General features: G+C 73.8%; 16 protein-coding genes and 1 pseudogene. 3 read left to right on the top strand and 14 right to left on the bottom strand.

Annotated elements, in window-relative coordinates; genetic code table 11:
* Positions 1 to 14 precede the first annotated feature (14 nt).
* Genes L6E12_RS10070 through mtrA form a run of 3 tightly spaced genes read right to left on the bottom strand, consistent with a single transcriptional unit; the run spans position 15 to position 4,086 of the window.
* Complete coding sequence (locus tag L6E12_RS10070) at positions 15 to 1,736, bottom strand: LpqB family beta-propeller domain-containing protein (RefSeq protein ID WP_236227630.1); 1,722 nt, start codon at positions 1,734 to 1,736, stop codon at positions 15 to 17.
* Positions 1,733 to 3,412, bottom strand: coding sequence for an MtrAB system histidine kinase MtrB (mtrB, locus tag L6E12_RS10075; RefSeq protein ID WP_236227631.1), 1,680 nt, complete (start codon positions 3,410 to 3,412; stop codon positions 1,733 to 1,735). Before mtrB ends, L6E12_RS10070 begins: the two co-directional genes overlap by 4 nt.
* Entirely contained in the window at positions 3,409 to 4,086 is a 678-nt protein-coding gene (gene mtrA / locus L6E12_RS10080; protein WP_035282349.1) for an MtrAB system response regulator MtrA, read from the bottom strand. The genes mtrB and mtrA overlap by 4 nt, the downstream gene beginning before the upstream one ends.
* 91 nt (positions 4,087 to 4,177) lie before the next feature.
* Here mtrA and L6E12_RS10085 point away from each other — a divergent pair, with 91 nt between their 5' ends.
* Complete coding sequence (locus tag L6E12_RS10085) at positions 4,178 to 4,663, top strand: VOC family protein (protein WP_236227632.1); 486 nt, start codon at positions 4,178 to 4,180, stop codon at positions 4,661 to 4,663.
* Positions 4,664 to 5,249: 586 nt separating this feature from the next.
* Here the strand turns inward: L6E12_RS10085 and L6E12_RS10090 are convergent.
* Together L6E12_RS10090 and ahcY are read right to left on the bottom strand one after the other, a co-directional pair.
* Positions 5,250 to 5,894 carry a dTMP kinase gene (locus tag L6E12_RS10090; RefSeq protein WP_236227633.1) on the bottom strand — a complete coding sequence of 215 codons (645 nt, stop codon included), beginning with the start codon at positions 5,892 to 5,894 and terminating at the stop codon, positions 5,250 to 5,252.
* 317 nt (positions 5,895 to 6,211) lie between these two features.
* Positions 6,212 to 7,702 (bottom strand): adenosylhomocysteinase, encoded by a 1,491-nt coding sequence (ahcY, locus tag L6E12_RS10095; RefSeq protein WP_236227634.1) that lies wholly within the window; start codon positions 7,700 to 7,702, stop codon positions 6,212 to 6,214.
* A 155-nt stretch (positions 7,703 to 7,857) separates the two neighbouring features.
* Between ahcY and L6E12_RS10100 the strand changes: the two genes are divergently transcribed.
* Positions 7,858 to 10,188, top strand: coding sequence for a hypothetical protein (locus L6E12_RS10100; RefSeq protein ID WP_236227635.1), 2,331 nt, complete (start codon positions 7,858 to 7,860; stop codon positions 10,186 to 10,188).
* 18 nt (positions 10,189 to 10,206) lie between these two features.
* On the opposite strand, the gene L6E12_RS10105 is transcribed toward L6E12_RS10100, so the two are convergent.
* From L6E12_RS10105 to L6E12_RS10140, 8 genes are all read right to left on the bottom strand, one after another.
* Complete coding sequence (locus L6E12_RS10105) at positions 10,207 to 11,556, bottom strand: glutamate mutase L (RefSeq protein WP_236227636.1); 1,350 nt, start codon at positions 11,554 to 11,556, stop codon at positions 10,207 to 10,209.
* 10 nt (positions 11,557 to 11,566) lie between these two features.
* The gene (locus L6E12_RS10110) at positions 11,567 to 13,123 is read right to left on the bottom strand and encodes an amino acid permease (protein ID WP_236227637.1); all 1,557 of its coding nucleotides are present in this window, start codon (positions 13,121 to 13,123) and stop codon (positions 11,567 to 11,569) included.
* Between the two features lie 153 nt (positions 13,124 to 13,276).
* Complete coding sequence (locus L6E12_RS10115; protein WP_236227638.1) at positions 13,277 to 14,197, bottom strand: cation diffusion facilitator family transporter; 921 nt, start codon at positions 14,195 to 14,197, stop codon at positions 13,277 to 13,279.
* Positions 14,198 to 14,255: 58 nt separating this feature from the next.
* Complete coding sequence (gene manA, locus L6E12_RS10120; RefSeq protein ID WP_236227639.1) at positions 14,256 to 15,497, bottom strand: mannose-6-phosphate isomerase, class I; 1,242 nt, start codon at positions 15,495 to 15,497, stop codon at positions 14,256 to 14,258.
* A 53-nt stretch (positions 15,498 to 15,550) separates the two neighbouring features.
* Positions 15,551 to 16,645: an SIS domain-containing protein gene (locus L6E12_RS10125; protein ID WP_236227640.1), complete on the bottom strand. Its 1,095-nt coding sequence runs from the start codon at positions 16,643 to 16,645 to the stop codon at positions 15,551 to 15,553.
* Position 16,646: 1 nt separating this feature from the next.
* Positions 16,647 to 16,853 carry a Trm112 family protein gene (locus tag L6E12_RS10130; protein ID WP_236227641.1) on the bottom strand — a complete coding sequence of 69 codons (207 nt, stop codon included), beginning with the start codon at positions 16,851 to 16,853 and terminating at the stop codon, positions 16,647 to 16,649.
* Positions 16,854 to 16,903: 50 nt separating this feature from the next.
* Positions 16,904 to 18,250, bottom strand: coding sequence for a phosphomannomutase/phosphoglucomutase (locus tag L6E12_RS10135; protein ID WP_236227642.1), 1,347 nt, complete (start codon positions 18,248 to 18,250; stop codon positions 16,904 to 16,906).
* Between the two features lie 50 nt (positions 18,251 to 18,300).
* Positions 18,301 to 18,657: a DUF3499 domain-containing protein gene (locus L6E12_RS10140; protein ID WP_181399910.1), complete on the bottom strand. Its 357-nt coding sequence runs from the start codon at positions 18,655 to 18,657 to the stop codon at positions 18,301 to 18,303.
* 109 nt (positions 18,658 to 18,766) lie between these two features.
* Here L6E12_RS10140 and L6E12_RS10145 point away from each other — a divergent pair, with 109 nt between their 5' ends.
* A complete protein-coding gene (locus L6E12_RS10145) occupies positions 18,767 to 19,234 on the top strand; it encodes a metallopeptidase family protein (protein ID WP_236227643.1) in 468 nt (155 codons plus the stop codon).
* A gap of 653 nt (positions 19,235 to 19,887) precedes the next feature.
* Here the strand turns inward: L6E12_RS10145 and L6E12_RS10150 are convergent.
* Positions 19,888 to 22,019, bottom strand: a pseudogene (locus L6E12_RS10150) (glycosyltransferase); the annotation flags it as partial.

Consider the following 22,019-nt stretch of genomic DNA (forward strand, 5'->3'; position numbering starts at 1 on the left):
CTGGGGGAATGACCTCAGCCCGGGTAGAAGGGGATCGAGCCGGGGGGCTGGCCGTGCTGGTGGGTCAGCCAGACCTTGTTCGCCTCCTGCGTCGACCACAGGCCCAGGCTGTCCATCACCAGGGTGGAGCGGCTGGGCGCGGCGGTGACGGCGGTGACCGGCAGGGTGAGGTTGGCGCTGTTGAACTGCGTCAGCGAGAAGCCGTCGATCGGGAGGCTGGCCACCGGGAGCGACGCCTGCTCGGTGGCGGCGATGAGGGTCTGCCGGTCGAGCCAGTCGAGGCCGACGACCTGCTTGACCACGCCCGCCTGCAGGGTCAGCGGCGAGCGGATGGCCACCGCGTCGTTGGTGCGGACCACCGACGCCACCCGGACCTGCCCGTTGACCACGGCGGCGACCCGGACACCGTCGCGGGACAGGCGCAACTGGGTGATGGTGCCGTCGCGGGTCAGCTCGGTGGCCTCGACCGGGAAACCCACCCACGTGCCCTCGACGGTGCGCACGACCCTGGTGACGATGGTGCCGTCCTGCACCGTCCAGACCTCGTTGGGGGCGATGCCCTCGCCGGGGCTGAGCAGCCAGGTGGGCCTGGTCAGGGTGGCGGCCTGGGACAGGCCGACCTCGGGGAGGTCGCCGTCGACCTTGCCGACGCGCAGCCGCACCCCCGAGCCGGTGCGCTGCACGACCGCCAGCGCGCTGCCGTCGAGGGACTGCGCGGCGGTGACGACGTCGTACGCGCCCGAGCCCGCGGGGCCGTCGACCGGCTTGCCGTCGCGCAGGGAGACCAGCCTGCCGCCGGTGACGGCGAGGCCGAGCAGGTCGGGCTTGGAGGTGGTCAGGTTCTCGTACGGGCTGATGTCGCTGGCCCGCCAGTCCTGCTTGGTGGCGACCAGCGCCCGGTCGTCGCTGAGCAGGCGGATCGGGTTCGTGGTGACCTCGCTGAGCGTGGTGACCACCTGGGCGGCCAACTTGCCCCGCTCCTCCGCCGTCTTGTCGACGGAGGCGAAGTTGACCTTGATCGCGCCGTCGGAGTCGGTCACCACGTTCGTGCGCAGGCCGACGCCGTCGAGCTGGCTCACCACGGCGCCCTTGAGACCGTCGGACGGTCCTTCGAGCAGCAGGTCCACCACCCGGCTCTCCAGGCTGTCGCGCGGTTCGGCGGCCATGAAGCGCAGGTCCGGGACGAGCACCTTCTCCCCCGGGTCGAAGAACACCAGGTTCACCCGGCGGTAGGAGGCGACGAACGCGGCCTCGGTGATCAGCGCGAAGTCCGGCGCCTTGGAGATCCGCCACTGCCCGTCGGCCTGGCGGGCCACCGTGAACTGGTACTCGACCGGCTGCACCGAGGCGAAGAACGCCTGGCGCGGGTCCAGCCTGCCGATCTGCCTGCCGGTGAGGATGACGACCTGCTCGTTGACCCGGTCGCCCTCGGGCACCGACTGCGGCAGCGTCTTGGGCTCGTCCTCGATGATGATCCGCTCACGGGTACCCGACCAGGTGGCGCTCGCCTCGGGGGTGAGGTAGGCGCGCGCGGCCTCGGACGACCCGGTCTTGGTCACGAACTCGCCGACCAGCCCGTACGGGTTCAGCCCCGGCGACGGGTTGTCCACCACCCGCGACGCCACCTGCGGCAGCTCCGTGACGAAGCGGGGCGGCGTGCTCTCCGGGATGTTCGCGCACCCCGCCGCGCAGGCGAGCACGAGCAGCACCACCAGCAGTCGGGGCGACCTGTTCACGGGTGGACCTCCTCCGGGACCTGCTCCGGCTGCGCTTCCTCGACCGGGTGGGCGTCCTCCGGCGGGAGCGGCAGCGGGCTCTCCCCATACTCGACGTCCTGGAGTCGGGGCAGCGTGAGCCGGAAGCACGCGCCCTGGCCCGGCTCGCCCCAGGCGTCCAGGCCGCCGCCGTGCAGCCGGGCGTCCTCCAGGCTGATCGCCAGGCCGAGGCCGGTGCCGCCGGTGTGCCGGTTGCGCGACGGGTCGGCCCGCCAGAACCGGTTGAACACCAGCTCCGCCTCCCCCGTGCGCAGCCCGACGCCGTGGTCGCGGACGGTGACCGCCACCGCGTCGGGGCCCAGCGCCATCCGCAGCTCGACCGGCCTGCCCTCGCCGTGGTCGATCGCGTTGGCCAGCAGGTTGCGGATGATCCGCTCCACCCGGCGCGACTCGACCTCCGCGGTGGCCTCCTCCTCGGGCAGGTCGAGCACGATCTCGCTGCCCGCGTTGCGCGCGATGACCCGCACCGACTCCACCGCGCGGCGGGCGATGGCGCGCAGGTCGGCGTACTCGGAGACCAGTTCCTCCACGCCCGCGTCCAGCCGGGAGATCTCCAGCAGGTCGCCGAGCAGCGTCTCGAACCGGTCCAGCTCGTCGACCAGCAGCTCGGTGGAGCGCGACAGCCCGGCCGGGAACTGCGCGCGGGAGGCGTGCAGCACGTCGGCGGCCATCCGGACGGTGGTCAGCGGGGTGCGCAGCTCGTGCGAGACGTCGGAGGTGAACCGGCGCTGGAGCTGGCCGAACTCCTCGAGCTGCCGGATCTGGCGCTGGATGCTCTCGGCCATCTCGTTGTAGGACTGGGCCAGCCGGGCCACGTCGTCCTCGCCCGCGACCACCATCCGCTCGTCCAGCTCGCCGTCGGCGAACCGCTCGGCGGCCCGGGCGGCGCGGCGCACCGGCAGCACCACCTGCCGGGTGACCAGGTTGGTGATGCCCGCCAGCAGCAGCAACAGCACCAGGCCGCCGACGAGCAGGGTGTTCTGCTCGGCGCTGATCGTCGTCTGCTCGGCGGTCAGCGGGTAGAGCATGTAGAGCTGCATCTGCAACCGGCCGCTGCCCGCGGTGTTGATCGGGGTGCCGACGATCAGGTAGGTGATCGGCCCGCTGGGGCGCTCCACGGTGTGGATCTGGGTGGCGGTGGGCCGGGTCGGCCGGAGCACGAACTCGCGCAGCGACTGCGGCACCGCGTCGTAGTCGCCCGCGTAGCTGACCTGGTCGCGGGACATGCCGGGGGCGTCGTTGACCAGCACCGGTTCGAAGGCGCCCGCGGAGCTGTCCGGCGACGAGCTGGTCAGCCGGTTGCGGGCGCTGGTCAGCCGGTTGCGCAGGACCTCGGAGTCCTCGCTGGTGCCGAGCAGCTCGCGCTCGGCGATCCCGACCGCGGCCCTGGTCTGCTGGATCGCGGCTTCTTCCTTGGTGCCCAGGAGCTGGCCGGTGATCTGGTTCTGCAGCACGATGCCCAGCACGAACACCACGGCGGAACCGAGCGCGAGGGTGCTGACGACGACGCGTAGCTGCAGCGAGCGGCGCCAGAGTTCGCTGAACACGACCGATCGCCGCCGCCCCGCGGCGACGAGGCGGCCGAGGGCGGCGGCGAGCCGGGTGAGGAGTGCGGCCACCCGGCCCGCCCCGGTCACGGCGGGCCCGCCTTGTACCCGACGCCGCGGACGGTCAGCACGACCTCCGGGTGCTCCGGGTCGCGCTCGACCTTGGACCGCAGGCGCTGCACGTGCACGTTGACCAGGCGGGTGTCGGCCGCGTGCCGGTAGCCCCAGACCTGTTCGAGCAGCACCTCGCGGGTGAACACCTGGCGCGGCTTGCGGGCCAGGGCGACCAGGAGGTCGAACTCCAGCGGGGTCAACTGGATGGCCCGGCCGTCGCGGGTCACCTCGTGCCCGGGGACGTCGATGGTGAGGTCGCCGATGCCGAGGGTCTCGGCGGGCTCGTTCTCGGTGCGGCGCAGCCGGGCCCGCACCCTGGCGACCAGTTCCTTGGGCTTGAACGGCTTGACCACGTAGTCGTCGGCGCCGGACTCCAGGCCCAGCACGATGTCGACGGTGTCGCTCTTGGCCGTGAGCATGACGATCGGTACGCCGGACTCGCCGCGGATGGCCTTGCAGACGTCGATCCCGTTCATCCCGGGCAGCATCAGGTCCAGCAGCACCAGGTCGGGTTTCAGCTCCCGCAGCGCGGGTAGAGCGCGCGACCCGTCGGCCACCACGGCGGTGTCGAAACCCTCGCCGCGGAGCACGATGGTCAGCATCTCGGCCAGAGCCGGGTCGTCGTCCACTACCAGCACACGTGCCTTCATGGTCACATCGTCGCACTGTGCACGCTCTGTGCGTGCGCGTCCCCCCGATCAGGTACTGTTGAATTTTGAACCACTTCGAGGGGAGCACCCGATGGGCATCCGCAGGCTCAACCACGCCGTGCTGTACGTCCGCGACGTCGACCGGTCGGTGGCCTTCTACCGCGACCTGCTCGGCTTCCGGGTCGTGACCGAGTTCCCCGGGCAGGCGGCGTTCCTGCGCGCGGCGGACTCCGACAACGACCACGACCTGGGGCTGTTCCGGGTCGGGGCGGACGCCGTCGGACCGGTGGCCGGGCAGGTCGGGCTGTACCACCTGGCCTGGTCGGTGCGGACGCTGCCGGAACTGGCCGAGTTCGCCAGGGTGCTGACCGCCGCCGGGTCGCTGGTCGGGGCGTCGGACCACGGGGTGTCGAAGTCGCTGTACGCGAAGGACCCGGACGGGGTGGAGTTCGAGGTGTCGTGGTTCGTGCCGCGGGAGCGGGTCACCGCGGAGATGGCGGTGCCGGGGGCGCCTCGGGCGCTGGACATCGAGGCGGAGATCTCGCGGTGGGGGGCGGACGTGGTGGGGGCGCTGTAGGGGGTTCGGTGGGGTTGTCCACATCCCCCGTTGGTGATCCACAGGCTGGTGGCTGGGGTTGTTTTGGCTGGTCAGGGGTCGATACGCTGAAAAGGGCGGTCAGCCCCCGGGCGGGCGGGGTCTGCGCGGGCGGGGTCTGCGCGGGCGGGGTCTGCGCGGGCGGGGTCTGCGCGGGCGGGGTCTGCGCGGGCCGTGGCTGTGTTTACAAGCCCGGGATTTTCGCCGGGGTGCCCGGGTGGGTGGATCTGCTTGGGCGGGGCCCCTACAGCGATCATGTGCCCGGTGTGACCGAGTGGGGCGAAAAGAGTGCCCCACTGCCCAGGCAGGCTTGCACATGATCGCTTCCCCCACCCAAGCAAATCCACCCACCCGGGCCTTTGATCACCGGGCCGGCGGTTTGAGGGGTGGTTGCCGGCTGCGCGCGGTGGGGTTCGGGGTGGCCGGTCGCTGGGGCGGCGGTGGCGGGGTGGTCAGTGGCTGCGTCGGTGGGGTTGGGCGGCTGGCCGCCAGGCTGGTGGCTGGCGGGGTGGTTGGCGGCTGCGCCGGTGGGGTTTGGGTGGCTGGCTGCTGGGCCTGCGGTTTGGGGTCAGGGGGTGAGGAGGGTGGCGGCCAGGGTGTTGATGTCGGTGGGGGTGGTGCCGTCGATGACGTGCCAGGGGGAGAGCCAGTTGGCTTCGGCGAGTTCTTCGTAGACCTCGCCGACCCTGGTTTGCAGGTCGTCGTCGGTTTCCCAGGTGTCGCGGGGGCGGGCCGGGTCGGTGCGTTCGCGGGCCGTTGAGCGTTGGGCGGCGAGTTGCGGGGGGACGCGGAGCAGGAGTTGGGCGTGGGGCACGGGGAGGCCGAAGCGCTCGATCTCGGTGGCGTGCACCCACTCCACGAACGGGCCGTGGGCTCCCTCGTGCTCGCGCGCGGCGCCGTAGGCGGCGTTGGAGGCGACGTAGCGGTCCAGGAGCAGGACGTCGTGGGTGGTGAGGGCGGTGATCAGGTCTTCGCGGGCGTGGTGGCGGTCCAGGGCGTAGAGGATGCCCATGCCGTAGACCTCCTCACCCAGGCCGCCCATGTGGCCGTAGAGGGCGTCGCGGATGACTTCGGCCTCGGTGGAGGTTTCGTACCTGGGGAAGGCCATGCCCGTGACCGTCGCGCCCGCGTGGGTGAACGCGGTGGTCAGCTTGTCGGCCAGGGTGCGCTTGCCCGCGCCGTCCAAGCCCTCGATCACGATGAGTCGGCCCACGCGGCGACCATACCCATGGCGTCGTTTCGCGCTGAGCCGTGCCGCACCTCGGCGGGGCCGGGGGGAACAGTGGAACCGGGGGCGGTGCTGCCGTCAAAAGAGTCTCCCCTCTCTTCTGACGGTGGCACCGCCCCCGGCGCCCCCCAGTTCCCACCCCCCGGGGCGGCTCACCGGCACTGACGCGCCCCCTGCGCGCGCCAGAACTATCCAAGATCGTTCCGACGGTCCCGGGTGTTACACCCCGCAGGTGGGGGCACCCCTACAGACGTCTGCCCCGGCACGCGGGTTGCGTGCCGGGGCAGACTGGGCCACTGGGATCAGTAGCGGTAGTGCTCCGACTTGAACGGGCCCTCGACGTCGACGTCGATGTACTCGGCCTGCTCCTTGGTCAGCTTGGTGAGGGTGCCGCCGAGCGCTTCCACGTGGATGCGGGCGACCTTCTCGTCCAGCTTCTTCGGGAGGCGGTAGACCTCGTTGTCGTACTCCTCGCGCTTGGTGAACAGCTCGACCTGCGCGATCACCTGGTTGGAGAAGGAGTTCGACATCACGAACGACGGGTGGCCGGTGGCGTTGCCCAGGTTCATCAGGCGGCCCTCGGACAGCACGATGATCGAGTGCCCGTCCTTGAACACCCACTCGTCGACCTGCGGCTTGATGTTGATCCGGGTGACGCCGGGGTGCCGGGCCAGGCCCGCCATGTCCAGCTCGTTGTCGAAGTGGCCGACGTTGCCGAGGATGGCCTGGTGCTTCATCCTGGCCATGTGGTCGGCGGTCACCACGTCCTTGTTGCCGGTCGTGGTGATGACGATGTCGGCCTTCTCGATGACCTCGTCGAGTGCGCGGACCTCGTAGCCGTCCATCAGCGCCTGCAGCGCGCAGATCGGGTCGATCTCGGTGACGACGACGCGACCGCCCTGGGCGCGCAGCGACTCCGCCGAGCCCTTGCCGACGTCGCCGTAGCCGCAGACCACGGCGAGCTTGCCGCCGATGAGCACGTCGGTGCCGCGGTTGATGCCGTCGACCAGCGAGTGGCGGATGCCGTAGCGGTTGTCGAACTTGCTCTTGGTGACGGAGTCGTTGACGTTGATCGCCGGGAAGAGCAGCTCACCGGCGGCGGCGAGCTGGTAGAGCCGCAGCACGCCGGTGGTGGTCTCCTCGGTGACGCCGCGGATGCCGTCGGCGATCTTGGTCCACTTGTCCGGGGTGGCGGCCAGGGACGCGCGCAGCGTCTCCAGGATGATGCCCCACTCCTCCGGGTCGTTGTCCTCGGCGTTCGGGACGACGCCCGCGGCCTCGTACTGCTTGCCCTTGTGGACCAGCAGCGTGGCGTCGCCGCCGTCGTCGAGGATCATGTTCGGGCCGCCGCCGGAGGGCCAGGTCATCATCTTCTCGGTGGCCCACCAGTACTCCGGCAGCGTCTCGCCCTTCCAGGCGTACACCGGGACGCCCTTGGGCTCCTCCGGGGTGCCGTGCGGGCCGACGACGACGGCCGCGGCCGCGTGGTCCTGGGTGGAGAAGATGTTGCACGAGCACCAGCGCACCTCGGCGCCGAGCGCGACCAGGGTCTCGATCAGGACCGCGGTCTGGACGGTCATGTGCAGCGAGCCCGAGATGCGCGCCCCCTTGAGCGGGTACACCTCGGCGTACTCGCGGCGCAGAGCCATCAGGCCGGGCATCTCGTGCTCGGCGAGGCGGATCTCCTTGCGGCCGAACTCGGCCAGGGAGAGGTCCGCCACAGCGAAGTCGACGCCGTTGAGGGTCTGCGCGAAGCGCTCCCCGGTCGTGGTCCGCGTGTCTTCTGCGGTCATCGGGTAAATCCTCCAGACTCAGTTTCCTGCCGAACACTACCGTCGCGGTCCGTGGGCAGGGATCGGCCGAAACGGGTGATCCGCGCCCGACCAGCGTGGACCATGGACGCAATGCGGGCGCAAGCGCCCGGCGGATCGGCGACCTGGGGAGAAACGTGCTGCTCACCGGATCGGACACGCGGGTGGTCGAGCTCCGCGTGCACGGCGTCCTGGGCACCGGAGCGGAGTCGCTGGTCGGCGCCGTCGCCGCGGTGGACGTCGCGGGTGACGGCGTCGGTCGGCTGGTCCGCCCGGCGGATCGGCTCCAGCGTCCCGCACCGGGTCCGGTGCTGCGCGCGGAGGGTAGGTCCGTGCCCCGGGTGGTCGAGGGGTATGTGTGGAGCGCCATGACCTCCGGCGGCTGGGCGAAGGCCGCCTGGGCGCTGCTGTTCCCGTTCTCGCTGGCCAACATGGCGCACTGGATGCTGCCCCCGGTCCCCTCCGGGCACCGGGGCGGGCGGGTGCTCGCCGCGGTCAACCGCTCGCTGGTGCGGCTCGCGGCGCTGCTGCTGACCGCGCTGCTGATCACCCAGTCGACCGTGGTCACCCTCGACCTGCTGGCGACGCAGTGCCTGGCGCCGGGCGCGGACTGCCTGACCTGGGTGCCCGGCAGCGTCCGTTCGGCCTACCCCTTCCGCCAGGTCGTGGGGTTGCTGCCCGCGCTGCTGTTCGTCCTGGTCCTGTACCGGATCTCGACGGTGTCGTGGCGGCCGGGCGCGCAGGTGCGGCCCACCGAGAGCGACCTGCCCGGCGGCAGGCTCGTCGCCGACCCGGACACCCCGGCGCTGCGGGCGCTGCACCTGGTGACGGCGCTGGCGTCGGTGGCGCTGCTGGCCGTCGGCGGCCCCTTCCACCAGCCGGACGGGCCGGTGGCGCGGGTGCTGCGGCTGCTGGCGCTGGCCCTGCTGGGCCTGTGCCTGCTGGCGGTGCTGCTGCTCGACGACCCGCGCGGGGCCGGGGACAGCCGGGTGGGCCGGGCGCTGCGCGGGGCACTGGGGCGGTGGCCGCGGCGGGTGCTGCTGGTCGTCGCGGGCGCGCTGGTGGTGGCGGTCGGGGCGGTCATGTCGCCGATGCCCGCCGCGGTGACCGGGACCGGGCCGACGGTGGAACTGGTGGCGGTGGCGCTGTTCGGGGTGGTGGTGCTGGTGGGCGTGCTGCTGGTGCCCGCGGCGCTGATCGCCCGGCGGACCTGGGCCGGTGAGCCGAGGGAGCTGCGGCCCTGGGCGGGTGGCTGGATGGCCGCGCCGGTGCTGGCGTTCGGCGTGCTGCTCGGCGGTGGTTTCGGCGTGGGCCTGGCGATCGCCGTGGGTCGGCTGATCGGCGTCGGCACCCGGCTGCCCGCGGGCTACGAGCCGGTGGCGCTGCTGTGGGGCGCGGCGGCGGCGCTGGGCGTGGTGGTGGCGGTCCCGATGCTGGTGGTGGCGGTGGTGCGGCTGCTGCGCGGGTCCGGTTACGCGGAGGCGGGCCTGCTGCACGCGGGCCGCCCGGAGGCCGCGGCGGCGCTGAAGGCGTGGCGGGTGGCGGGCTGGCAGCGGCGCAACCTGCACCGGGTGGTGCTCGCGGTGTCGGCGGTGCTGGTGGCGGGCGCGGTCGCGGTGATCGCGCTGCGCGTGTCGGGTTTCACACCACCGCCGTGGACCGACCCGCTGTCGGCGTTCGGGGTGCTGGCGCTGGGCGCGCTGGCCGGGGCGCTGCTCAAGGCGGTGTACGACGCCGCGCGGCAGCCGGAGGCGGGTCGCAGGCTGGGCGTGATCGCGGACCTGGCGTCGTTCTGGCCGCGCGAGTCGCACCCGGCCGTGCCGCCCTGCTACGCGCTGAAGGTGGTCCCGGAACTGGCGGCGCGCGCCGCGGAGCACCTCAGGGACCCGTCGACCAGGGTGGTGCTGACCGGGCACAGCCAGGGGAGCCTGCTGGTCGCGGTGGCCGCGGCCCGGCTGCTCGGCGCGCTGGAGCCCGCCGCCGCGGCCAGGCTGGGGATCGTGACGGCGGGGTCGCAGTTGCAGTGGGCGTACCCGAGGGCCTTCCCGGCCGTGGTGTCGCACCGGGGCCTGGCGCACCTGTCGGGCGGCCTGGGCGGCCGGTGGCGGGCGCTGTGCCGGGGCACGGACCCGATCGGCGGCGCGGTGACCACGTGGAACCGCCAGGTGTGCGACGGCAGGCTGCTGGGCACCGGTTTCCGCACCGACGGCACCGAGGGCCCGCTCCCGGCGGCGTCGGTGTCCCCGCACGGGGCGCTGGTGCTCGGCGGCGACCACTGGCTGCCGGACCCCATGCGCGGGCCCGTGGCGGGCCGCCGCTGGGCGCCGGGCACCCTCGCGCACACCGACTACCCGGCCGACCCCGAGTGGGACCGCGCGGTGGCGATGGCGGCGGCGCTGGACCCGGAGGCCCCGGCGTCGGGCGGCCTGTCCTGGCCGCCGAAGCGGGAGCCCACCCCGCCCGCCTGACCGGCCTGCGCCGTGGGCTCAGTGTGGGTGGGCGGTGAGCAGGCGGGTGGTGAGCAGGTGTTCGGCGGCGGACCGGTGGCCCGCCTCGGCGAGCAGGCCCGCGGGGGCGAGGACGTAGTCGGTGTCCACCGCGACCGCCGCCGTGCGCAGGTGGGGGCGCAGGGCGGGGTCCGAGCGGAGGGCGGCCTCCACGTCCGCCACGGATTCCGCGTGCCGGAAGGGCCCGCCGGAGAGGACGAGCAGCCCGATGCCCCGGGGGCCGAACCGGCCGTCGGTGGCGTCGATGTGCCTGCGGAGGGCGATCCGGGCGGCCAGGGCGGCGAGTTGCAGGTCCACAGCGGACTCTTCTGGCGTGGACGGGACCCAGTCGACCGCGGCGGCGCGCGTGGCGGCGGCCGCGGCCAGCCCGTCGGCTTCCCCGATCAGGCGGTCGGCGGTGGCGGCGGCCACCACCCCGGGAGCCGACCAGCGCATGCCGATGTCGCCCTCGACCGTGCGGCGGTCGGTGGGCAGCCCGACCGCGCCCGCCGGGGCATCCACTGTGGACACCGCGGAGTAGACGTCGGTGGTGGCCCCGCCGACGTCCACGACCAGCACGGCGCCGGTGTCGTCGGTGGCCGAGGCCAGCAGGGAGACCCCGGAGAGGACCGCGTCGGGGGTCACCGCGCGGACCAGCCGCCGGAAGCGGGGACCGCGGGAGAGGGACTTGCCGCCGATGACGTGGCGCAGGAAGACCTCGCGGATCGCCGCGCGCGCCGGGGCGGGGGCGAGTTCGCCGATGTCGGGCAGGACGTTGTCGGTCACCACGACCGTGCGACCGGCGAGCCGGGTCAGGGCCTCGGCGCGGGCGGCGGTGTTGCCCGCGAGGACGATCGGGACGCGGACGCGGTTGGCGGCGAGCCTGGACGCGTTGTGCAGCAGGGTGCGCTGATCGCCGCCGTCGGTGCCGCCGACGAGGAGGACGACGTCCGGGGCGGCCGCGCGGAGGGCGCGCAGGCCCGCGCCGTCGAGTTCGCCGTCGGACACGTGCACGACCTTGGCGCCCGCCGAGAGCGCCACCCGGTGCCCGGCCTCGGCGCTGACCAGCCGCTCCTGGCCGACGACCGCCAGCCGCAGACCGCCCCCGGCGGAGGAGCAGAGCAGGACCGGCACCCCACCCGCCTGCCCAGTGGTGCGCGACGAGCCCGCTCCGGGGTCCGCCGTTCGCGCGGCGGTTCCCGGTTCGAGGGCCGCGGCCACGGCGTCGACACCGCGCAGCACCTCCGGTGCGGTGGTGGCGTGCTGCGCGGTGCCGAGCAGCTCCCCAGCCCCGGACACCAGGGCACCCTTGGTCCAGGTGGACCCGACGTCGAGGCAGAGCAGCGGCACGCGGGCGATGCTACTTCCCCGACTCCCCCGGCTGCGCGGGCGAACCCGCCGCCCCGGCGCCCTCGGGGTCCTTGCCCAGCACCGAGTGGCGCCTGCTGTAGACGAAGTAGATGACCACGCCGAGCGCCATCCACACCACGAACCGCAGCCAGGTCAGCACGGTCAGGTTCAGCATCAGCCACGCGCAGGCGAGGATCGCCAGGACCGGCACGACCGGGACCCAGGGCGCCTTGAACGCGCGCGGCAGGTCGGGGCGGGTGCGGCGCAGCACGACCACGCCCGCCGACACCAGGATGAACGCGAACAGCGTGCCGACGTTGACCATCTCCTCCAGCTTGTCCGCCTCGAAGAAGGTCGCCGCGACGGCGATGAGCCCGCCGACGACCAGGGTCGCCCGGATCGGGATGCCCTTGCCGCCGGTGCTCGCCAGCCCGCGCGGCAGCAGCCCGTCGCGGGCCATGGCGAAGACGATCCGGATCTGCCCCAGCATCAGCACCATGACCACGGTGGTCAGGCCCGCGAGCGCGCCGATCGAGATGACCTGCGCCGCCCAGTCGACGCCGTTGGCCGAGAACGCGGTGGCCAGCGTCTTCTTGCTCTCGCTGCCGTCCGGGTTCACCGTGGCGAGCTGGGTGTAGCTGACCATGCCCACCACGACCAGCGACACCGCGACGTAGAGGACGGTCACGATCGACAGCGAACCGAGGATGCCGCGCGGCACCGACCGCTGCGGGTTCTTCGTCTCCTCGGCGGTGGTGGCGACGATGTCGAAGCCGATGAACGCGAAGAACACCAGCGACGCGCCAGCCAGCAACCCGAAGGCGCCGAAGGAGCTGCCACCGCTGCCGAACAGGAACGACAGCAGCGACTGCTCGACCCCCGACTGCCCCGCCGCGGCCGGTTCCGCGGGCGGGACGAACGGGGTGTAGTTGGCGGCCTTGACGTAGAAGAGGCCGAGCACGATCACGAACAGCACGATGGCGACCTTGATCCCGGTGATCACCATGCTCACCCGCGAGGACAGCTTGGTGCCCACCGCGAGCAGGGCCACGATCACGCCCACCAGCAGCAGCGCGCCCCAGTCGACGGTGATCGGGCCGAGGTCGAGGACGGTGGCGTTGGTGCGGTCCGGGTCGAAGCCGAACAGGTAGCCCATGACCGTGTTGAGGTAGGTGGACCAGCCCTTCGCCACGGCGGCCGAGCCGACGGCGAGTTCGAGGATGAGGTCCCAGCCGATGATCCAGGCGACGAACTCGCCGAACGTGGCGTAGGAGAAGGTGTAGGCGCTGCCCGCCACGGGGACCGTCGAGGCGAACTCCGCGTAGCAGAGGGCGGCCAGGGCGCAGGCCACCGCGGCGATGACGAAGGCGACGGAGACCGACGGGCCGGAGAAGTCACCGGCCGTCCTGGCGGTGAGGGTGAAGATGCCCGCGCCGATGACCACCGCGACCCCGAAGACCGTCAGGTCCCAGGTGGAGAGGTTGCGGCGGAGCTTGGTGTCCGGGTCGTCGGTATCGGCGATGGACCGTTCGATCGATTTCGTGCGCCACAGACCATTCCCCGCCAAGGCCCACCTCCTGGTTCGGTGTTGTCCGGTCCAGGGAGGCTAGCGCCGCCGCGGGCGCTCCGCTTGAAGACCGGCACCGCGGACCGGGGGCGGACAAGGCGCGAGCCCCGACCCAGCGGGATGGTCGGGGCTCGCGCTTCGCGGCTGGCCGGGTCAGGGGGTGGCGGGCGTGCGGTAGAGGTCCGGCTCCAGGTAGATCAGCCGGGCGGTGGGGATGGCCGCGCGGATGCGGGCCTCGGCGTCGTCGATGGCCTGGGCGACGTCGTCCATGTGCAGGCCGGGCCGCAGGGCGATCTTGGCGGCGACGAGGAGTTCGTCGGGGCCGATGTACTGGGTGCGGATGTGGATGACGCGCTCGACCTTGCCGGTGGCCAGCTCGTCCTCGATCCTGGCCAGTTCCGCGTCGGTCGAGCCCTCGCCGATGAGCAGGGACTTCATCTCCACGATGAGGATGACGGCGATGATGCCGAGCAGGACACCGATGGAGATGGTGCCGACGCCGTCCCAGACCGGGTCGCCGGTGAGGACCGCGAGGCCGACGCCCGCGAGGGCGAGCACCAGGCCGAGCAGGGCGCCCGCGTCCTCCAGCAGCACGACCGGGAGTTCGGGGGTGCGGGACTGGCGGATGAAGCCCCACCAGGTCGCGTCGCCCTTGACCTTCTTCGACTCGGTGATGGCCGTGGCGAAGGAGTAGCTCTCCAGGCCGATGGCGACCACCAGGATGAGCACCGCGACGATCGGGGAGGTCAGCGGCTCCGGGTGGGTGACCTTGTGGATGCCCTCGTACAGCGCGAACGCCGAGCCCAGGGTGAACAGCATCAGGGCCACGATGAACGAGTAGAAGTACCGGTCGCGGCCGAAGCCGAACGGGTGCTCCTTGGTCGCCTTGCGCTGGGAGGTCTTCTGCCCCAGCAGCAGCAGGCCCTGGTTGGACGTGTCGGCCACCGAGTGCACCGACTCGGCCAGCATCGACGACGACCCGGTGACCAGGAAGCCGGCGAACTTCGCCACCGCGATGCCCGCGTTCGCGGCGAGTGCGGCGAGGATGGCCTTGGTGCTACCCCCTGCTGACACGGTGGCTCCCTTGGTGTTCGTCGATGTCCGATTTCGGGGAGAGCCTAGGCCACCGGGGTCACCGCTCGCCGTGCGAGGGCGCGTCGGTGCCGGTGGTGGCGACGAACAGGTGCGCCTCGCCGTCGCCGGACGGCCGGGCGAGGAGGTCGGGGTCGGCGGCCGGGACCCAGGCGGAGCGGCCGGGGCTCAGGGTCAGCTCCCGCTCGCCGTCGCGGACGACCACCGTGCCCGCGCAGCAGAGCAGGATGCGCGGGGTGCCGCCGGGCAGCGCCACCTCGTCGCGGTCGGACCCGGCCCAGGTGACCCGGGACAGCTCGAACTCGGGGGCCTCGGTGCGGTAGACGCGCAGCCTGCCCCGGTCCTCCCCGGTGGTGACCGGCATGTCGTTGCAGGTGAAGTCGAGCACCCGCAGCAGTTCCGGCACGTCGACGTGCTTGGGGGTCAGGCCGCCGCGCAGGATGTTGTCGGAGTTGGCCAGGATCTCCACCGCCGTGCCGCGCAGGTAGGCGTGCAGGTTGCCCGCGGGCAGGTAGATCGCCTCGCCGGGGCCCAGGACCAGCCGGTTGAGCAGCAGGGACGCCAGCACGCCTGCGTCACCGGGGTAGGACTCGCCCAGTTCCAGGACGGTGCGGCACTCCAGGGCGAACTCGCCGTGGTCCTTGACGTGCCGGACGCAGGCGTCGAACAGGTCCGGCAGCAGGTTGCCCAGGGCGGTCTGCGGCAGGGTGATCCACATGGTGAACAGCGCGCGCAGGCCACCGGAGTCGGGCTGCCCGGCGAGCAGGTCCGCGTACGGCGCCAGGCCCGGGGTGCGCACCGCCTCCAGCAGCGCCAGGGTGCGGACCGGGTCGCGGAAGCCCGCCAGGGCGTGGAACTCGGTGAGCGCGCACACCAGTTCCGGCTTGGCGGTGGGGTCGGGGTAGTTGCGGTTGGGCGCGTCCCTGGCGATGCCCGCCGCCTCCTCGCGGGCGTGGCCCTCGGCGGCCTGCGCGGCCGACGGGTGCGCCTGCATGCTCAGCGGTTCCTCGGCGGCGAGGATCTTGAGCAGGAACGGCAGCCGGTTGCCCCAGCGGGCGGCGGTGTCGGCGCCCAGCTCGGTCACCGGGTCGGCGTCGATGCGCTCCAGCAGCGACCGCTCGGCACCGGAGGGGTCCACCACCCGCGACGGGTCGCCGGGGTGCGCGCCCATCCACAGCTCCGCCTCCGGGTGCGGGGCGGGCGAGGGGTTGCCCAGCAGCTCGGCGAGGGTGGTGCGCGATCCCCACGCGTACGGGCGCACGGCGTTGCGCAGCAGCTCCACAGACCTTCAACTCCCTCACTGCACCCGACCGACCCGCCGCGGCTGCGCCGCGGCTAGGCCGTCGCGGGTGCGTACCGTCCGGAACCGCCCGCCGTCCCCGCGGCCAGGCCGAGGTAGAGGGCGGCGAGGTCGAAGCGCAGGGCCAGCACCGCGGCCCTGGTGGGCTCGTCGGCGGCGGTGATCTCCTCCGCCGGGTCGATCAGGTCGGCCCCCGGCAGGGTTTCCGCGGCCAACCTGCGGGCCGGGTCGCCCGGGTCGGCGCGCACGGCCAGCAGCAGCACCCGCGGTGGCGCGGTGGCCGGGCCGTCGAAGTCGTCCGGGTCGGCGAAGATGTCGCCGCCGGAGGTGGCCCGGACCGCGGCCCGGTGCAGGGCGGTGCGGCTCATCGCCTGCTGGTAGTCGGCGACGTCGCAGACCAGGTCGGTGTGGGTGGCCAGCGCCTGCGCGGCGTTGCCCGCCACCGCGGTGGCCACCGGGTCGAGCCCCCACAGCAGCGGGGTGTGCTCGGCCAGCCGCAGCGCCAGCGCCTTGGCCGGGTTGACGAACGACTCGTGGTTCGGGTGCGCCCGCTCGGCCTCGCGGTCCAGCTCGTCGGCCATCGCGTCCAGGTCGACCCGCAGCAGGCCGAGGGTGGACAGCGCGAGCAGGCCCGCGGTGTAGGCGGTGGCGAAGCCGAACCCGGGGCGCACCGGCATCCGGGGCGCCACCAGGACCGCGTTGCCCGCGGCGGCCGCGGCCACCGGGCCCTCGGCGGGGGCGGTGAGCACCACGGCGGCGCCGCGGCGGCCCGCGCGGTCGACACCGCGGGCCAGCAGGTGGTCGCCGGGGTCGTCGGTGTGCGCGACGACCACGTCCAGCGGGCCGATCCAGCCGGGCACCTCGTCGGCGAGCAGCACCGGCACCGGGCAGGCGGGCAGCAGCGCCGCCAGCAGCCCGGCCACCGCCGGACCCAGGCCGGGGCTGGTCACCAGCACCAGGGCGCGCGGGCGCAACCCGGTCAGCCGGTCGAGACCGGCCTCGCGGGCGGCGTCGGCGGTCGCGCGGACCTGGGCGCCCGCTCCGGCTGCGGCGCGCAGCAGCCCCTCGGGGTCGGCGGCGGAGATGCGCGCCGCGTCGTCGAGGAGGGTGTCGTCGGGGAGGGAGGTCAACTCAGTGGTCCGCGTCGGGCTGGGGCTCGGTGGCCTCGTCGAGCAGCAGCACCGGGACGCCGTCGTCGACCCGGAACACCCGCCCGCACTCGGTGCAGGTGAGCGCGTCGGCGGCCGGGTCGTCCGGGGTGCCCGCGGTCAGCGGGGCGTGGTCGTCGGACGGGCACGCGAGGATGTCCAACAGCTGCGGGTCCAGGGTGACTGCCATGGTGGTCCTCCTCCGGTTCGTGGGGTCGCGGGCGGGGCGGGCGGGCGCGGTCAGGCCCGCACGATCGCCAGCACCTCGTCGCGCACCGCGGCCACGGCGTCGTCGTCGGCGGCCTCGACGTTGAGCCGCAGCAGGGGTTCGGTGTTCGAGGCGCGCAGGTTGAACCAGGCGCCGTCGGGCAGTTGCACGGTCAGCCCGTCCAGCTCGTCGAGGGTCACCCCGTCCCTGGCGCCGTACTCGGCCTTGATCGCGGCCAGCCGCCCGGCCTGGTCGTCCACGGTGGAGTTGATCTCACCGGAGGCGGCGTAGCGGTTGTACTCGCGGGTCAGGTCGGACAGGGTGCCCGGCTGCTCGCCGAGGGCGGCCAGCACGTGCATGGAGGCCAGCATCCCGGTGTCGGCCTTCCAGAAGTCGCGGAAGTAGTAGTGCGCGGAGTGCTCGCCGCCGAAGATGGCGCCGGTCTCGGCCATCTCCTGCTTGATGAACGAGTGCCCGACCCGGGTGCGCACCGGGACGCCGCCGTGCTCGGCGACGATCTCGGGCACCGCGTGCGAGGTGATCAGGTTGTGGATGACCGTGCCGCCGGGGTCCTTCGCCAGCTCGCGCACCGCCACCAGCGCGGTGATCGCGCTCGGCGACACCGGGTCGCCGTTCTCGTCGACGACGAAGCAGCGGTCGGCGTCGCCGTCGAAGGCCAGGCCGATGTCGGCGCCGACCTCGCGGACCTTCGCCTGCAGGTCGACGATGTTCTTCGGGTCCAGCGGGTTGGCCTCGTGGTTGGGGAAGTTGCCGTCGAGCTCGTAGTACATCGGGGTGACGTCCAGCGGCAGGCCGTCGAAGACGGTGGGCACGGTGTGCCCGCCCATGCCGTTGCCCGCGTCCACCACGACCTTGAGCGGGCGGATGCCGGAGAGGTCGACCAGCCCGCGCAGGTACTCGGCGTACCCGGTGAGCATGTCGCGGGTCTCCACCGAGCCGGTCTTGCCCGAACCGGGGGTGTCGGCCTCCACCTCGGCCTGGATGGTCCGCAGCCCGGACTCCTGCCCGACCGGGGCGGCGCCCGCGCGGCAGAGCTTGATCCCGTTGTACTTGGCCGGGTTGTGGCTGGCGGTGAACATCGCCCCGGGCAGGTCGAGGCTGCCGGAGGCGAAGTACAGCATGTCGGTGCTGGCCAGCCCGATGTTGACGACGTCGACGCCCTCGCCGTTGGCCCCCTCGGCGAACGCGGCGGCCAGGCCGGGGGAGGACTCGCGCATGTCGTGGCCGACCACGACGGTCGGCCCGCCGACCAGCCGGGCGAAGGCGGCGCCCACCGCCCGCACCAGGTCGGCGTCGATCTGCTCGCCGACGACGCCGCGGATGTCGTAGGCCTTGAAGACGCCGGACAGGTCGCGCACGGGTTCTCCCAGGGTTCGGTGGTCCTCGCCCGGCAGCCTACCGGCGCGGGTCAGTCGTTGACCGGGTCGGGGAGGACCCGGAGGTGACCGCGCCTGCTCCCGGTGCCCGGGTCCGGCTGCTCCACCGGGCGGTCGACCCGGCCCGCCTCGCGCACGGCCTCGGCCAGCGCGGTCAGGTCGTCGACGGAGGGCTCCGGCAGCGCGAACGACCCGTCGTGGCGCACCACGTCCCACCCGCGCGGCACGGTCAGCCGCAGGGCGTGCTCCTCGCACAGGTCGTAGCTGTGCGGCTCGGAGTAGGTGGCCAGCGGCCCGACGACGGCGGTCGACTCGGCGTAGGCGTAGGTCAGCGTGGCGACGGCCGGGTTCAGACACCCGGTTCGTGAACACCGACGCACGCTCCGCACAAATGGTGACGATAGCGCCTCCCCCCGGCCCGGTACCGCATGTGCACCCGCGACACGCCCCCGGAGCGCCCAACCGGAGCAACTGCCGACCCGCGTACGCTGGTTCCCCGTGGTGACAGCCCGCGGATCCCGGCGCCGCGAACGACGTAGCCGCGACCGCCACGGACGTGGCCTGCGCGGCCCCCTCTTCCCCTCGACCCTGCCCGCCGCCAGCACCCGCGCGGAGAAGTTCGACGCGCTGGTGCTCGACGCCCTGGAGCCCATCGAGGCCAGGTGGCGCACGGAGCTGACCAAGCTCGACGTCGCGGTGGACGACGTGCCGGAGGTCCCCGAGACCGGCGCCGCCACCCCCGACGGGGTCCTCGCCGACAGCGGCGTGCCGCTCGCCCGCCTGGTGGCGGCCGGGGTGGACCGCCGCGGCCAGCCGACCCGGGCGCGGATCGTGCTCTACCGCCGCCCGCTGGAGGCCAGGGCCAAGGACGGCGGCGACCTGGCCGACCTGGTGCACGACGTGCTGGTGGAGCAGGTCGCCGCCTACCTCGGCCTCGACCCCGGCGTGATCGACGGCGAGGGCTGACCCCGCACCCGACCGGCGGCCCGGCCTGTGGACGTCCCGGAGCGCACAGCCCTGCCGTCGGTGGCCGCCGGTCGGAGTGATCCCGAGGCCTCCCCGGGCCTGTGGACAACTTCGCCCCAGGGAGCCGTTTCTGTCGGTGGCCCCTGGTTGACTTGATTTCGGGGGTCCCCCTGGGCCTGTGGACAACTCCGGGCGGGGCGGCGGTTTTCGTCGGTGGGTGGTGCTTGGATTGATTCGGGGGCTGCTCTGGCACCGATGAGCAGCGGCGGGGCGGTCCAGGCCCGTTCTCAAAGCCGCCCAGCCACCCTGAAAACCGCAGGCCCGGCTATGCAGGTGCCCGGGTGGGCGGATATGCCCGGCGGGCAACCACCCTCGCAACCGCCAGCCCGGTTACGCCTCTGCCCGGGTGGGCGGATGTGCTCGGCAGCCAACCGGCCACCCTCGCAACCGGCGGCCCGGCTACGCCCCTGCCCGGGTGGGTGGATGTGTTTGGTCGGGGGTGGCGATCATGTGCAAGCCTGCCTGGGCGGTGGGGCATCCCTTCAGCCCCACCCTGTCACGCTGGGCCGCATGATCGCCGTAGGGGCCCCGGCCAAGCACATCCACCCAGCCGGGCACACCCACGAAAAGACCGGGCTCGTGTGGGGCAGGACCTAGTCCTCGGGGCGGCGGCCGGGGATCGAGGTGAGGAGCGTGAAGAGCAGCACCGCGCCCTGCACCAGCAGCAGCACCCCGCGCAGTGCCGTCGGCTGTTCCACCCGCACCTCGGTCGCCCGGGTGGGGACGGTGACGGCGACCTGGCCGCCCCAGGCTCGGCTGATGCCGGTCTGCCTGCCGTCCAGGGTGGCCGTCCAGCCGGGTTCCTCCTCGGCCGCGATGACCAGGAGGCGGCCCTCGGGGCCGTCGGAGACGCGGACGGCCACCGACGGCGGGGCGGCTTCGACACCCACCACGCCGGGGTTGTCCAGCAGGGTGGGTGGTGGGGTTCCGGTGAGGGCCTGCCGGGCGAGGTCGGGGGAGAGCAGGTAGGCCGAGCCCGAGGGCAGCAGCAGGCGGAAGACCGGGCGGCCGTCGGAGGTGGGTGGGGCGTCGGCGAGGAGTTGGCCGCCGCGGTCGCGCAGGCGGTCGGCGGTGGGGGTGTCGGGGGCGACGACGAACAGGGCCCCCGAGGCGGCGGCGCGGGCCAGGGCGGCGCGGACGGTGTCGACGTCGTCGCCGCGCAGGTCGCTGTCCAGGGTGGCCAGGTGGGTGGCCGCGGCCGGGGTGGGGGCGAGGTCGTCGTCGCCGAAGCGGGGCGGGCGGGCGGCGGTCTGGCGCAGGGGTTCGCCGTTCGCGGCCATGACCACGACGGAGCGGCGGGTGGCGGCCAGCTCCGAGGTCAGGGTGGAGGCCAGGCGCGGGCCGCCGCCGTCGCGGAGGGGGCCGGGGGTGGCCAGGACCGGGCTCAGGGCCAGCGCGACCAGCCCGGCGGCGCCGAGCCCGGCGAGGGTGCGCGCGACGACCGGGGTCGACGGCAGCCGCAGGCCCGCGCGGCCGGTGCGGCACACCCCGGTCAGCGCCCACAGCAGACCCCAGCCGATGACCAGCAGCGGTGCGCCCGCCCAGCCGTGGGTGGGGGTGTTCCCGCCCAGCGGGGTCGCGGGCACCAGCCGCACCAGGACCAGGGCGGCCAGGCCGACGAGGGCGAACCCGAGCCCGGGCAGCACCCCGCGCAGCGGTCGCACGGCCACCCCGACCAGCACCGCCAGCAGCACCACCAGCCCGACGACCGGCCACGCCCCCGGCCCGCCCGCGGTCAGCGACAGCAGGTCGGTCCAGGAAGCGGCCGGGGCATCGACCCGGGCGCCGACCCCGTGCAGCAGCACGCCGGGGTGCTGGATGACCACGGCGGGCCACGGCAGCAGCAGCGCCAGCGGCATCAGCACGAGCAGGAACAGCGCCGCCCCGCGCCGGGTGCCCGCGCCGGGGACGAGCACGAACCCCGACAGCGCCACAACGACCAGCAGCAGGTGCGTCAGCGGGGAGAACGCGCCGATGACCGCCAGCCCGAGGGCGGTGCCCGCGGTCGTCGACAGCCACGCCGACGGGCCCGCGCCGGTGCGCCGCCGCACCAGCAGCGCGGTGACGCCGGAGGTCACCAGGGGCAGCAGCAGGTGCACCACGACCACGTCGAGCCTGCCCTGGGCGACCGCGCCCGCGGCCGGGGGCAGCAGCGCGTAGGCCACGGCGATGAGCGCGCGCACCCAGCGGCGCACGGGCGCGCGGCGGGTGGCGAGGTAGGCGCTCAGGCCCGCGAGCGGGAGGTCGGCCAGCAGCAGCAGGGCGACCGCCGCCTGCACCCCGCCGAACGGCGCCAGGACCGCGCCGAGCAGCCCGAGCGCGGCCAGCGCGGCGGGGGCCGGGGCGGCGGTGCCGCCCGCGACGCCGTGCCAGGTGCTGACGTACTCCGACCAGGTCTGGCCGAGGTCGCCGACCGGCAGCAGGCGCCCACCGGACAGGTCGAGGCCGGTGCGCCCGGCGTTCACCACCAGCGCCAGCGCCGCCAGGCCGACGAGCAGCAGCAGTGGTGGCGCGAGCAGGATCTGCCGCAGCACCCGGCCCCGGTCGACGCTGACCAGCACCAGGTCCGGCGCGGGGGGCGGGCCGGACCCGTCGCGGGGCACCGGTGAGGGGCGCGGCACCGGGGACGGCCGGGCTCCCGCCGGGCGCGGGGCGGCCTCGGCGGGCAGGGACACGGCGACGGCGGCGACCGGCCTGCGCAGCCCGGCCCGGCGGGGCCGACCGC

The organism is Actinokineospora sp. PR83 (assembly GCF_021056305.1).
Lineage (GTDB): Bacteria > Actinomycetota > Actinomycetes > Mycobacteriales > Pseudonocardiaceae > Actinokineospora > Actinokineospora spheciospongiae.